Consider the following 13,170-nt stretch of genomic DNA (forward strand, 5'->3'; position numbering starts at 1 on the left):
TTGGACAGAATCCGTGTCTTCCTCTTAAGGGGTATCCCCTAGCTTCACCGCGCCTGGCGGTGCGGTATCGGACAGGCGGCGCAACAGGGAAGGCCAGATCCTGCAGTACGGCTCGTCCAACGTCTGGATCGGTGCGGCGGTGGCCATCCTGGCCACCCTGGCCGGCGTCGCCGCCCACGTGCTGCTGGCCCCGGTCGTCGGCGATCGCGTCGCCTTCCTGGTGTTCGTGCCCGCCGTGGTGCTGGCCTCGGCCCATTCGGGACTGGCCCCAGGCGCGCTGGCGGCGATGCTCGGCGTCTGGTGCGGCCTGTTCCTGGCCCAGCGGCACGGGCCGATCAACAATGCGGATGTGGCCAGCGCCGTGGTCTTCGCCGGGGTCGCCGCGGCCATCGTCGTCGGCGGGGAGTCCTTCCAGCGCTCGCGGCGCGAGGCGGCCGCCGTCAATCGCGACCTGGCCGCGCGCGAGGCCCACCTCAGCTCGATCCTCGACACCGTGCCGGACGCCATGATCCTGATCGACGAGCAGGGGACCATGCAGTCCTTCTCAAGCGCCGCCGAACATATGTTCGGCTGGACCGCAGCCGAGGCCCTGGGGCGCAACGTCAACCTGCTGATGCCGGCCCCGCACAAGGAGGCCCATGACGGCTATCTGGAGCGCTACTACCGGACCCACGAGCGGCGGATCATCGGCCTCGGCCGCATCGTCGTCGGCCTGCGCAAGGACGGCTCGACCTTCCCGATGGAGCTGTCGGTCGGCGAGATGCGCACCGCCGACGGCCGCTTCTTCACCGGCTTCGTCCGCGACTTGACCGAACGCCAGCGCACCGAGGCGCAGCTGAAGGAGCTGCAGTCCGAGCTGGTCCATATCTCGCGGCTCACGGCGCTCGGGGAAATGGCTTCGGCCCTGGCGCACGAATTGAACCAGCCGCTGTCGGCCATCGCCAACTATCTGCGCGGATCCGTGCGCCTGTTGGCCAGCGATCCGATCCCGCGCGAGCGGCTCAGCGAGGCGCTCGACAAGGCCAACGAGCAGACCCTGCGCGCCGGCCAGATCATCCGCCGCCTGCGCGACTTCGTGGCCCGTGGCGAGACTGAGCGGCGGGTCGAAAGCCTGCCCAAACTGATCGAGGAGGCCGGCGCCCTGGCCTTGGTCGGGGCTAAGGAGCACGGCGTGCGGGTTTCGTTCGACCTCGACCCGGCCGTGAACCTGGTCCTGGCCGACAAGGTCCAGGTCCAGCAGGTCATTCTCAACCTGATCCGCAACGCCATCGACGCCATGGACGAGGCGCCCCGGCGCGAGTTGCGCATCCTGACCCGGGCCGCGGACGATCAACTGGCCCAGGTGACGGTGGCCGACACCGGGCCGGGCATCAGCCCGGAGGTGGCCGAACAGCTCTTCCAGCCCTTCATCACCACCAAGCGGCATGGCATGGGGGTGGGGCTCTCGATCTCGCGTACGATCGTCGAGGCGCATGGGGGCCGAATCTGGGTGGAAAATACGCCTGGCGGCGGCGCCACCTTCCATTTCACGCTGCGCAGCGTTGCGGACGAGGAACTTGATGGCTGACGAACTGGTGCATGTGATCGACGACGATCCGGCGGTTCGCGATTCCCTGGCCTTCCTGCTGGAGACCGCAAACCTCAGTCCGCGCACCTACGACTCGGCCGTGGACTTCCTGGAGGCCCTTCCGGAGGTTACGAGCGGTTGCGTCGTCACCGATGTGCGGATGCCCGAGATGACCGGCATCGAGCTGGTGCGGCGGCTGAAGGGCCAGGGCTTCCGCCTGCCGATCGTGATGATCACCGGCCACGCCGACGTGCCGCTGGCGGTCGAGGCCATGAAGGCCGGGGTCGCCGACTTCATCGAAAAGCCGTTCGACGACGAGGTGCTGCTGGCGGCGATCCATGCGGCGCTGCGCGATGGCGAAAAGGACCGCCAGGGTGCGGCCGAGGCGGCGGAAATCTGCGCGCGGATGGACATCCTGTCGGGGCGCGAACGCGAAGTGCTGGGAGGTCTGGTGGCGGGCCACGCCAACAAGGTGATCGCTTTCGATCTGGGGATCAGCCCGCGCACCGTCGAAATCTATCGCGCCAACGTCATGACCAAGATGAAGGCGGCCAGCCTGTCAGAGCTGGTCCGCATGGCCATGCTGGCGGAACGGGGCTAGCCGCGCTTCTTGCCGCCTGCCGAGCTCCAGATCGAAACACCGCCGAGGATCAGCGCGAAGGCGGAAAAAGCGACGACGACCATGGTCAGGTAGAGGGTGTCGAACGACATCGGGTGGGCTCCTGTCTGATGGGCCCACGGTGACGCTTTCAAGCCCGCCGGAATATTCGTGAGTGCTCCTTAAGGGCTTCTACGGAAGCGCCTGGAGCGGAAACTCGACCCCGGAAGCGACCGGCGCACGCCATGCGCCGGTCGCTTCATTTTTGCCTGTTGCGAAAAATCCTAGTGATCGCTAGGAATCGATGGGCGATCATCAGGGAACGAGCGAACGTGAGCAGGCGTCTTCTCATCGGGCTGGACAGCGGCGGGGCCAAGACGGCGGCCGTTCTCTGCGATGAGACGGGGCGTGTCCTGGCCCGCGTGCGCGACATCGGCGCAGCGATCGTCGGCCTGCCGGACCTGCGTTTCTACAAGGTCGTCGGCCGGGTGCTGGCGCGGCTCTGCGAGCAGGCGAAGGTGGCCCTGACCGATGTCGAGCGGGTCGCCATGGGCCTCAGCGGCGTCGACTACGCCGACGAGCAGGCCGAGCAGCACCGGCTGATCGCCGCCCGGTTCGGGCTCGAAGGCCGGCTCGAACTGGTCAATGACGGACTGGTGGCGCTGTGGGGGGTGTCGCGGGCCGACGCGGTCGCCCTGTTCCAGCACGGCAGCGGCGTCACCACCGCCTACCGCGCTGCGCCCGGCCGCGAGGCCATCTACGACAGTCTCGACGTGGCCGAGGTCTTCGATGTCCGTCGGGCCGCTTTCGCCCTGACCGCCCGGATGATCGACGGCCGCGCCGCGCCGAGCGAGCTCAAGGATCGGGTGCTGGCGCACTGCGGCGTGCCGGCCGAACGCTTCGCCGAATGGGCGTTTCGGGACGAGGCCGCGCGCGAGCGGCGGATGGCGGTCGCGCCGGTGGTCTTCGCCGCCTGGCAGGCGGGGGATCCGGCCGCGGCCGAGATGATCGACCGCGCCGCCGACGACTACGTGCTGACCATGCGTGTGATGGGCGAGCGGATCGGCGCGCCCTTCGAGGCGGCGTTCGGCGGCGGGGTCATCACACAGGGCGGGACGGCCTTTCAGCTGCGGCTCGGCGAGATGCTCTCGCGCCAGCTGCCGGACGCGCGGCTGGCCCCGGTGGCGCTGCCGCCGGACCTGGGCGCGGCGGTGTTCGCCGCCTTCCGCGCGGGCCTGGATCCCAAGCCCTTCTTCGCCAAGCTCGCCGAACTGGAGACCGCCTGATGCGTCCCATCGTCCTCTGCATCGTCGGCGCCGGGGGCAGTTACACGCCCGAGATCGTCGAAGGCGTGCTGGACCGCCCAGGCCTGGAGCTCGCCGAGGTCAGCCTGACCGACAGCGACCCGCAGCGGCTGGCGGTCATGGCCGGCCTGACCCGCCGGATGATCGCCGCCAAGGGCGCCAAGATCGCCGTCCGCGAGAGTTCAGACCTCGCCCAGGCGGCCGCCGGGGCCGACTTCGTCGTCACCCAGATCCGGGTCGGGGGCATGGCCGCCCGCCAGCTCGATGAGACGATCCCTCTGCGCTACGGGGTGATCGGTCAGGAGACGACCGGCCCCGGCGGCATGTTCAAGGCGCTGCGGACCATCCCGGTGATGATCGACATCGCCCGGACGATCGCCCAAGTCGCGCCGGGAGCCTTCATCCTCAACTACACGAACCCCAGCGGCATTGTGACCGAGGCGGTGCTCAACCACACCGACGCCAAGCTGCTGGGGCTGTGTTCTTCAATTCCGCTGCTCCAGCATCGCCTGCGCCGCTTGCTCGCGCCGGTGTTCGGCGAGGTGCAGATCGCCAGCGTCGGCCTCAACCACCTGGGCTTCATCCACCAGATCACCGCGGGGGACGAGGACGTCACCGCCCGGGCCATCGCCCACCTGGCCGACGGCGCTACGGCTAACGACGCCCTGTTCGCCTCCGCGCTGAAGATCGCGCCTCGGCTCGGCGCGATTCCGGTCGAAAAGTACGGTGACCTCTACTTCCATCGCCGGGCCGAGTTCGAGGCGATGGCGAGCGCCCAGCGGACGCGCGCCCAGGCGGTCATGGACATCGAGGCCGAGGTGCTGGCCGAAGCCGCCGACCCGGCCGTGGCGACCAAGCCGCCGGCCCTGATCCGTCGGGGCGGGGAGGGCTACAGCGGCGTCACCTTCGACACGCTCGACGCCGTCCTCAACGACCGGGGCGCGAAGATCGTGATGAGCGCGCTGAACAAGGGCGCGGTCGCCGGGCTGCCCGACGACGTCGCGGTCGAGACGGTCTGCCATGTGGACGCCTCGGGGGCGCGGCCCTTGCCGGTGGGCGAGATCCCGCTGGCCTATCGCGGTCTCGTCCAGGCGGTGAAGGCGCACGAGAGCCTGACCGTGCGGGCGGCGGTGACCCGCAGCCGCGACGCGGCCCTGCAGGCGCTGCTGGCCCACCCGCTGGTCGGCGACATCGATGTCGCCGAGCCGATGCTCGACGAGATGCTCGCCGCCCACGGGCTGAACTACCAATAACGTCCGGGGAGGGACGCCATGGAGCCTTCGAAGAGTCTGGTCGAACGCCTTGGCTACGACGCCGATGCGCGGCTGCTGATCATCAACTGCGACGACGTCGGCTCCAGCCACGCCGCCAATCTGGCCTGCCATGAGGCGATGACCGCCGGCGTCGCCACCAGCGGCACGCTGATGGTGCCCTGCGCCTGGGCGCGCGAGGCGGTGGACATGTTCGCCGGCCTCGATCTCGGGGTGCATCTGACCCTGACCGCCGAGTATCCCGGCTATCGCTGGCGTTCGCTGACCGGCGGCCGCTCGCTGCACGACAGCGACGGCTTCATGCCCTCGACGGCCGCCGCGGTCTTCGCCCGCGCCCAGATCGACGAGGTCCGCGCCGAATGCCGCGCCCAGATCGAGCAGGCCCTGGCCTGGGGCGTCGACATCACCCACCTCGACTCGCACATGGGCGCGAACCAGATCGATTCCCGATTCCTGGAGGTCTACGTCCAGCTGGCGCAGGAATACGACCTGCCGCTGCGCATGCTCGGCCCGGACCTCGAGGCGATGCTGGGCGTCTCCGGCCGGGCCATGGCCGCGGCCGCCGGCCTGGTCTGCAACGACGAGTTCGTGTCCCAGTGGGGGCGGCCTACCGGCGAGCTCCTGCGCACGGCCCTGCCGGAGCTCGCGGCCGGCGTCGCCGAGGCCAACGTCCACCCGGTGCTCGATGGCCCCGAACTGCGCGGCTACGACAAGAAGGAGCCGCTGATCCGCATCGACGACCATGCGGTGGTTATGGATCCGGCCACTCGCGGCTTCCTCGACGACCAGGGCTTCCGGATGATCAGCTTCCGTCCCCTGCGGGACCTGCAGCGCGCCGGCTCGTGAGCGAGGCGCGGCGGGTTCGCGCGGCCTACGGACTCGGCTGCTTCGGCACCGATCTCTATTGGCACGGCACGAGCTTCTTCCTGCTGTTCTACTACACCGACGTGCTCGGCCTGCCGAGCGCGACGGCCGGACTGGTGTTCGGCGCGGCGATGATCTGGGACGGCCTGATCGACCCGCTGATGGGCCTGATCGCCAGCCGCACCCGCACCCGCTGGGGGCGCTACCGGCCCTACCTCCTGCTCGGCGCGGCCCCGCTGGCCGCCGCCTATGCGCTGATGTTCGTCCAGCCGTTCCTGGGCATGCCCTGGCCGCTGGCCTTCGCGCTGCTGGCCCAGATGCTGTTCCGCACCGCCTACACAGCGATTTCGATCCCCTACGGCTCGCTCTCGGCGGCGATCACCACCAGCGCCGACGAGCGCAACATGCTGGCGACGTTCAAGGTCTGGGGCGGGGCGCTGGCCGCCCTGGCCGTGGCGTTGGGCAGTCAGCCGTTCGTCGCGCTCTGGCCGACTCCGCAGCTCGGCTGGTTGATGCTGGCCCTGCTGATCGGCACCGTGTCCTCGGCCGCCTTCGTCGTCATGTTCCTGCGCACCCGCGAGCAGCCGCCCGGCGAGGCGCCGCCGCCGGCGTTCGGCACGATGCTGCGTGCTCTGGCCGAAAACCGGCCGTTCCTGGTCCTGCTGGCCGCCATCGTCGCGGTGAACATCGCCACCGTGATCAGCGGCAAGGTGACGGTCTACTACTTCACCTACTACCTGCAGCGCCCCGACCTGACCGGGCTTGGCCTGGCGATCCAGGTCGCTGCGGTCCTGCTGCTGACCCCTGTCTGGAGCTGGGTCGGTCGTCGCTGGTCCAAGCGCCAGGCCTGGCTCTGGGGAGCGGGCGTCGCCACCGCCGGCCTGGCGGGGCTCTACGCCTATGGCGGCAAGGATCCGGCGGTGGTGATGACCATCCTGGCCCTGGTCCAGATCGGCGGGGCGGCGATCCCGATCACCATGTGGTCGCTGATCCCCGACACCGTCGAGGTCGGGGAGTGGAAGACCGGAGCGCGGGTCGAGGGCGCGGTGTTCGGCGTCGTCACCCTGGGGCAGAAGGTGGCGCTCGGCGTCGGCATCGGCTTGACCGGCCTGCTGCTTCAGGCCTCGGACTACGTCGCCGGCGCCGTCCAGGCGCCTCAAACCCTGCGCGGCCTGCACCTGATGATGACCGTGCCGTCGATGCTCGGCTTCGCGGTCTCGGCGGCGATCATGTGGTTCTACGTCCTGGACGGGCGGCTGCATGGCCGCATCGTCCGCGCCCTGGAGCGCAGGACCGCCTAGGGTTTGCGGCGGCCCTTGGCCAGCGGTCCGAACTCGGCGCGCGCCCGTGCGACTCTGGCCTTCATGTCGGCTAGCACCTCGGGACGCCGGCTCGCGAGGTTGTAGGTCTCGCCCGGATCGGCGGCGAGGTCGAACAGCAGCCCGTAGTCGTAGGCGTCCAGCGGCAGTTCGCCGTCGCGATAGTAGGACCGCGTGACGTACTTCCAACGGCCGACCCGGATTCCGGCCACGTCCTCGTTGTTGAAGAACAGCAGCTCGGCGTGCGGCGAGGGCGCGCCCTTGCGCGTCAGCACCGCCGAGACGTCGCGCCCGTCCAGCTGGACGGCCGGCGGCGCTCGGCCCGTCCAGGCCGCCAGCGTCGGCGTCAGGTCGATGTTCATGCTCGGGGCGTCGCTGACCAGGCCGGGCGGAATGGTCCCCGGCTGGCGGGCGATGAACGGCACGCGGAAGCCGCCCTCCCAGCCGCCGCCGCCCTTGCGGTCCCGCCAGGGACCGCTTGAGCCCTCGAACCAGGGGCCGTTGTCGGAGGTCACGATCACCAGGGTGTCGCGGTCCAGGCCCAGCGCCTTCAGCTTGGCGAGCAGTCGCCCGACCCCAGCGTCCATCTCTTCGACCACGTCGCCATAGGCCCCGGCGGCCGAGCGGCCGGCGAAGGCCGGCGGCGGATCCAGCGGATAATGCGGCGCGGTCAGGGCCAGCATCAGGAAGAACGGCCGGCCGCGGTTCTCCTCGATGAAGGCCAGGCCCCGCTCGAAGAACCGCTCGGTCAGGTACGGCGAGTCGACGTCCTCCCGGACCAGTTCGCCGCCCCGGCTGTCGTAGAGCGCCAAGGGCTTCATGTCGTGGGAGTAGGGCAGGCCGAAGAACTGGTCGAAACCCTGGACGGTCGGCGGCCAGTAGGGCGCAGCGTGCCCCAGGTGCCACTTGCCGACCAGGGCGGTCGCGTAGTCCGGCTTCAGCATCTCGGCCAGGGTGACTTCCGCCAGCGGCAGCCCGTGGGTGTCGCCCTGACGGATGACGTCGTAGCCGAGGCCTGTGCGGATCGGATAGCGGCCGGTCAGCATCCCCGCCCGCGACGGCGTGCAGATGTTGGCGCTGGAATAGGCGCTGGTCAGCCGCACGCCCTCCCGCGCCATGCGGTCGAGGTGCGGCGTGCGGATCGCCGAGGCGCCATAGACCCCGACATCGCCCCAGCCGAGATCGTCGGCCAGGACCAGGACGATGTTCGGCGCGCGACGCGGACCGGCCGCCGCCCCGCAGGACAGCGCGCTGGCCCCGGCGCCGATCAGCAGATCGCGGCGGCGCATGGTCAGAACGCCGCGGTGACCTCGATCCCGTAGGTCTGCGGTTCGCCGCGCTCGACGAACTTGGTGCCCAGGAAGTCCGCGGTCCGGTTGGTCAGGTAGTCGTCGTCGGTGATGTTCGAGCCCCACAGGCTGACCGCCCAGTTGCTGTCGATATGGGTCAGGGTCACGCGGGCGTTCACGATGTTGCGCGAGTCCAGCAGCTGGTTGGCCAGGTTCTCCTGGCCCGCATAGGTGCGCGAGCGATAGGCGTACTGGCCGAACAGGGTCAGTTCCGACCCGATCGACGGCAGGTCGAACGTATATTGCGCCGAGGCGCTGCCCGACCATTTCGGCGAGAACGGCAGCTCGTTGCCGGTCGCGTCGCTGCCGGCCGCCCCGCCGCCTTTGAAGTCGTCGAAGGTGGCGTCCATGTAAGCCGCGTCCAGGGTCAGCCGCAGGCCGGCGATCGGCAGCGCCTCGATGCTGAGTTCCGCGCCCTCGGTGTGAACCTTGGCCGCGTTGGACAGCTGGATGACCGTGATCCCGCCGGGGAACTGGACGAAGCGGTTGATCTGGTAGTCGTCGTAGTCGGCGATGAACGCCGCCATGTTCAGCCGCAGCCGGCGGTCGAACAGCTCGGTCTTGGCTCCGATTTCGTAGGACTGCACCGTCTCGGTGTCGAAGGCGAAGTCGGCGCGGCCGTCGTTGTTCAGGTCGCGGACCTGGTTGCGGTTCAGGAAGTCGATGTTCCAGCCGCCGCTTTTGAAGCCGGTCGAGTACTTGGCGTAGAGGTTGACGTCCTCGCTGGCCTTGAAGGTCACTCCGACGCTCGGCGTGAAGCGGTTTTCGTCGGCCTCGTCGCGGAAGTTGTTCAGGGTCGCGATGCCGACCAGGCCGCTGTTGGAGCCGTCGAGGTCGAAGTCGAGCTTGCGCTTCTCGCTCGTGTAGCGGCCGCCCGCGTTCAGGGTGAAGCGGTCGGTGATCTCGAAGTCGAGCGAGCCGAAGGCGGCATACGACGTGGTCTCGATGCTGGCCGAGGAGGGCGTGCTAGAATTTGGTGGGATGCCGAGGCCGAGCAGGCCGACCATCGGGCCCCAGGCGGCGACGCGGACGGTGTCGGCGTCCTCCTTCAGCAGGAAGATGCCGGCGACATAGCGCAGGCGGCCTTCGTCAGGCGAGGCGAGCCGCAGCTCCTGCGTCCACTGTTTGAATTCGTCCTGGTAGAGCGTGTGCAGGAAGTCGATCGGGCTGTAGTCGTTGTCGGCCTGGATCGCCTGCTTGCTGGTGCGGTAGGCGGTGATCGAGGTGATCGTCGAGCCGCCCGCCAGCTCGTAGTTGATGTTCAGCGCCGCGCCGCCGGTCTCGGCGTGCTTGAAGCGCGGGGTGTTGGTGTTGACCACCCACGGCGCGGGGGCGTTCGGATCGGTGGTCCCGCCGCCGGTCAGGTTGGACACCGCCTCGGGCCCGCCGCGGAACGAGTGGTCGCGCATGTAGTCGGCGCTGACGTCGATGGTCAGGTCTTCGTTGGGCAGGAAACGCACCGCGGCGCGATAGGACTGCGAGTCCAGCGAGCCCATGACGGTGTCGCCGCTGAACAGGTTGCGCGTAAAGCCGTCGCGCTTCTCCACCCCGATCGAGGCCTTGGCCAGCACCTTGTCGGCCACGATCGGCAGGTCGGCACGCAGGCCGATGCTGCCGTAGTTCGAATTGCCGGCCCCAAGGATCAACTCGCCGCCGAACTCATAGCCCGGCGCGCGGGTGATGATGTTCGCCGCCCCCGACACCGTGTTGCGCCCGAACAGGTGGCCCTGCGGCCCGCGCAGGACCTCCACGTGGTCGATGTCGAGCAGGGTCTGGTTGAGCGAGGCGACCTGGCCGATATAGACGCCGTCCAGATAGACCCCGGCGCGGCCGCCGAAGCCGATGTTGCGTCCGCCGCCGCCCACGCCGCGGATGTAGACGGTGCCGTTGGCCTTCTCGACGCTGAAGTTGGGGGCGACGGCGGTCAGGTCCGACAGCCGCGTCGCATGCAACTGGTCGACCCGGTCCTCGGCGATCGCGCTGACCGCGATCGGCACCTCCTGCAGATTTTCCGTGCGCTTCTGGGCGGTGACCACCACCTCGTCGAGCGCGACGTCCTGCGCCGCGGCTGCGCTGCTGAAGCCCATGGCCGCGAACGCGGCGCCTGTAAGCAGAAGTCTACGCATGGATCCCCTCCCTAGAGCCTGCGCCAGCGTCAGGCTCCACCCCGGAAACCGACCGCGCGCTAGAATTCTTGTATTCACTAGGTATTGGTCAACAGCTAGCAGGCGCTAGGTTTTCGTGCAAGGTTGATTTCGATGACCAGGACGCGTGCCCCAGCCGAGATCGCCAACGCCCCCGGGACTCGTCAGCCAAGGGGCCGGGCGCGCCGGGCCGCGGTGCTCGACGCGGCGCGGCGGCTGTTCGCAAGTCAGGGATTCAAAGGCTCCAGCCTGGCCGCGATCGCGCAGGAGGCCGGCATCACCGATGCGGGCCTGCTCTACCATTTTCCGACCAAGAACGCCCTGCTTCTGGCGGTGATCGCCGAGGGCGACCGCGAGCAGGACGAGGCGCTGGAGAAGGTGCGCGACGTCCAGGGCTTGCCGCTGCTGCAGCGCATGGCCGAGTTCGGCGCCGACCTTGAGGCCGATCCGATCCTGACGGCGCTGGACGTGACCCTGTCGGCCGAGAACCTGTCGGGCGGATCGGAGATCAACGCCTACTTCGTCGGCCGCTACGACCGCTTCCGGGCGATGCTGGCCCAGGCCTTCGAGGAGGCGCGTCGCGCCGGCGACCTGGCGGGCGACTTCGACTCAGGCGTCGAGGCGGCGAACATGACCGCGGTGCTCGACGGACTGCGCCTGCAGTGGCTGCTGAGCGACGGGGCGGTGTCGATGGCCGGCGGCATGCGCGCCTATGTGACCGGGGTCATCGCCCGGCTGTCGCCGAAGCCCTAGCCCGCTTCCGGCGGCAGCTTGCGGGCTCGGGCTTCGGTCCAGAGATAGAGGCCCAGCACCGTCAGCGCGACGACGCCGGCGCCCGCCCACATGGTCTGCTCGGGGAACGCCTCGGGCGCTACGGCGATGGGCGAGGGGTTGTTGGTCGCCACGATCAGCCCGGCCAGCGCCACGTTGAACAAGCTCTCGCCGACGATGAAGCCCGAGGCCAGCAGCACGCCCAGTCGCTGCGCCGCCGCGCCATGCGGCTTGCGCGACACCCAGCGGTCATAGGCCCAGCCCACGACCGCGCCCAGTACGACGGGCAGGGTGACCGCCGCCGGCAGATAGATGGCGATGCCGACGCCCAGTGGCGGCAGGCTGTACTTGCCCGTGCGCCGCAGCAACTCGTCGACGACGACCAGCACGATGCCCAGCGCCACGCCGACGCCGATGTAGATCCACGGCAGGTCGCCCTGGATCACCCCCTTGGCCAGGGTCGAGATCAGCACCGCCTGCGGCGCGGCCAGCGGCTGGTCGGAGATGGCGTGCAGGTTAGGCGCGCCGGCGAAGCCGAAAGCCCGGTTGAGGATGTCGAGGATCGGCGGGATCACGCAGGCGCCGGCGACGACGCCGACGATCAGCGCCGCCTGCTGCTTCCAGGGCGTGGCGCCGACCAACTGGCCGGTCTTCAGGTCCTGCAGGTTGTCGTTGGCGATGGTCGCGACGTTGAGCAGCACCGCGGTGACGAACAGGGCGTAGGCGACCAGGGCGCCGTGGCCGGTCGGGCCCACCGTGTTGGCCGCCAGCAGCACCAGCAGCAGGGAGGCGCCCAGCACCGAGAGGATGGCCAGGCCCGAGACCGGGCTGTTGGACGAGCCGATCAGCCCGGCCATGTAGCCGCAGACCGCCGCCACCAGGAACCCGGCGATCACCACGTACAGCACCCCACCGGCGATCAGCGGCCAGATCACGCTCTCCAGCGGACCGGCGGCGAGGAAGCTGTGCAGCAGTACGGCCAGCGGCGGCAGGGCGCCCAGGATCACGGCCCCGACGATCCAGATCGGCATGTCGCGCTCGGTCAGCGGCAGGTCTGCGCCCTTGCCGGCGGCCCGCAGGCCGGCGGCGCGGATCGCGCCGGCCAGGCCCGCCCAGACCGGCCCGGCCAGCTTGGCGAGCGTCCAGATCGCCGCCGCGCCGATCGCGCCGGCCCCGATGAAGCGCACGTCCGGCGCCCAGGCGGCCTGAGCGATCTCGGCCGCGGTCCCCGTCGCGGCGGGGTTCATGTGGGTCATGATCGGCACCGCCACGCCCCAGGCGATGGTCGTGCCGACCAGCATGGCGATCCCGACCGCGATCCCCATGAGGTGTCCGGCCCCGATCAGCGCCAGCTGCAGTCCGCCGGCCAGTCCGGTGGCGGTGGTGGGCGTCGGCCGGAACCAGACTGCGATCTCGGCCGCCAGGGCGCGCATCCCGACCGCTGCGGCGATCGCCGCCGAGCCCAGCGATCCGACCACCACTGCGGCCAGGCCGGCCTTGGCTTCCGCGCCGCCCGCCGTCTCGCGCGTGCCCGACCCGACCTTCAGCACCTCGGCCGCCGCGCGGCCTTCCGGATAGGGCAGGTCCGAATTGGTCACCAGCGCGCGCCGCAGCGGGATCGTGTACATGACCCCCAGCACCCCGCCGATCACGCAGATCCAGAACGAGGTCCAGAACGGAAAGCCCGTCCACCAGCCGACCATCACCAGGCCGGGCAGTACGAAGATGATCGACGACAGCGTCCCGGCGGCCGAGGCCACCGTCTGGACGATGTTGTTTTCCCAGATGGTCGAGGTCTTCAGGCCCCGCAGGATCACCATTGAGATGACCGCTGCGGGAATCGACGAGGCGAAGGTCAGCCCGACCCGCAGGCCGAGATAGACGTTGGCCGCGGTGAAGACGACCGTGATCAGGCAGCCCAGGGCCAGACCCCGCAGGGTCAGCTCGATTCGCTTGTCGCCCTGGCCCATGGCCGAATCCCCG

General features: G+C 69.6%; 10 protein-coding genes. 7 read left to right on the top strand and 3 right to left on the bottom strand.

Annotated features, from left to right (window positions below; genetic code table 11):
• Positions 1 to 139 precede the first annotated feature (139 nt).
• The 6 genes from O4N75_RS10760 (at position 140) to O4N75_RS10785 (ending at position 6,905) form a co-directional block, all read left to right on the top strand.
• Complete coding sequence (locus O4N75_RS10760; protein ID WP_269625561.1) at positions 140 to 1,567, top strand: PAS domain S-box protein; 1,428 nt, start codon at positions 140 to 142, stop codon at positions 1,565 to 1,567.
• The gene (gene fixJ, locus O4N75_RS10765) at positions 1,560 to 2,168 is read left to right on the top strand and encodes a response regulator FixJ (RefSeq protein WP_269625562.1); all 609 of its coding nucleotides are present in this window, start codon (positions 1,560 to 1,562) and stop codon (positions 2,166 to 2,168) included. Before O4N75_RS10760 ends, fixJ begins: the two co-directional genes overlap by 8 nt.
• Before the next feature lie 329 nt (positions 2,169 to 2,497).
• Complete coding sequence (locus O4N75_RS10770) at positions 2,498 to 3,451, top strand: BadF/BadG/BcrA/BcrD ATPase family protein (RefSeq protein ID WP_269625563.1); 954 nt, start codon at positions 2,498 to 2,500, stop codon at positions 3,449 to 3,451.
• The gene (locus O4N75_RS10775) at positions 3,451 to 4,722 is read left to right on the top strand and encodes a hypothetical protein (protein ID WP_269625564.1); all 1,272 of its coding nucleotides are present in this window, start codon (positions 3,451 to 3,453) and stop codon (positions 4,720 to 4,722) included. Before O4N75_RS10770 ends, O4N75_RS10775 begins: the two co-directional genes overlap by 1 nt.
• Positions 4,723 to 4,740: 18 nt before the next feature.
• Positions 4,741 to 5,586, top strand: a complete 846-nt coding sequence (locus O4N75_RS10780; RefSeq protein WP_269625565.1) for a ChbG/HpnK family deacetylase — start codon at positions 4,741 to 4,743, stop codon at positions 5,584 to 5,586.
• Entirely contained in the window at positions 5,583 to 6,905 is a 1,323-nt protein-coding gene (locus O4N75_RS10785) for a glycoside-pentoside-hexuronide (GPH):cation symporter (RefSeq protein ID WP_269625566.1), read from the top strand. The genes O4N75_RS10780 and O4N75_RS10785 overlap by 4 nt, the downstream gene beginning before the upstream one ends.
• Here O4N75_RS10785 and O4N75_RS10790 read toward each other — a convergent pair.
• Together O4N75_RS10790 and O4N75_RS10795 are read right to left on the bottom strand one after the other, a co-directional pair.
• Positions 6,902 to 8,212 (bottom strand): sulfatase-like hydrolase/transferase, encoded by a 1,311-nt coding sequence (locus tag O4N75_RS10790; protein WP_269625567.1) that lies wholly within the window; start codon positions 8,210 to 8,212, stop codon positions 6,902 to 6,904. The genes O4N75_RS10785 and O4N75_RS10790 overlap by 4 nt on opposite strands.
• A gap of 2 nt (positions 8,213 to 8,214) precedes the next feature.
• Positions 8,215 to 10,398 carry a TonB-dependent receptor gene (locus tag O4N75_RS10795; protein WP_269625568.1) on the bottom strand — a complete coding sequence of 728 codons (2,184 nt, stop codon included), beginning with the start codon at positions 10,396 to 10,398 and terminating at the stop codon, positions 8,215 to 8,217.
• A gap of 132 nt (positions 10,399 to 10,530) precedes the next feature.
• On the opposite strand from O4N75_RS10795, the gene O4N75_RS10800 reads away from it, so the two are divergent.
• Positions 10,531 to 11,169: a TetR/AcrR family transcriptional regulator gene (locus O4N75_RS10800; RefSeq protein ID WP_269625569.1), complete on the top strand. Its 639-nt coding sequence runs from the start codon at positions 10,531 to 10,533 to the stop codon at positions 11,167 to 11,169.
• On the opposite strand, the gene O4N75_RS10805 is transcribed toward O4N75_RS10800, so the two are convergent.
• On the bottom strand, positions 11,166 to 13,157 hold the full coding sequence (locus tag O4N75_RS10805; RefSeq protein WP_269625570.1) for an oligopeptide transporter, OPT family: 1,992 nt from the start codon (positions 13,155 to 13,157) through the stop codon (positions 11,166 to 11,168). The two genes, O4N75_RS10800 and O4N75_RS10805, sit on opposite strands and share 4 nt — an antisense overlap.
• Positions 13,158 to 13,170 lie beyond the last annotated feature (13 nt).

The organism is Phenylobacterium sp. NIBR 498073, assembly GCF_027286305.1.
In the GTDB taxonomy this organism is placed as follows: Bacteria; Pseudomonadota; Alphaproteobacteria; order Caulobacterales; family Caulobacteraceae; genus Phenylobacterium.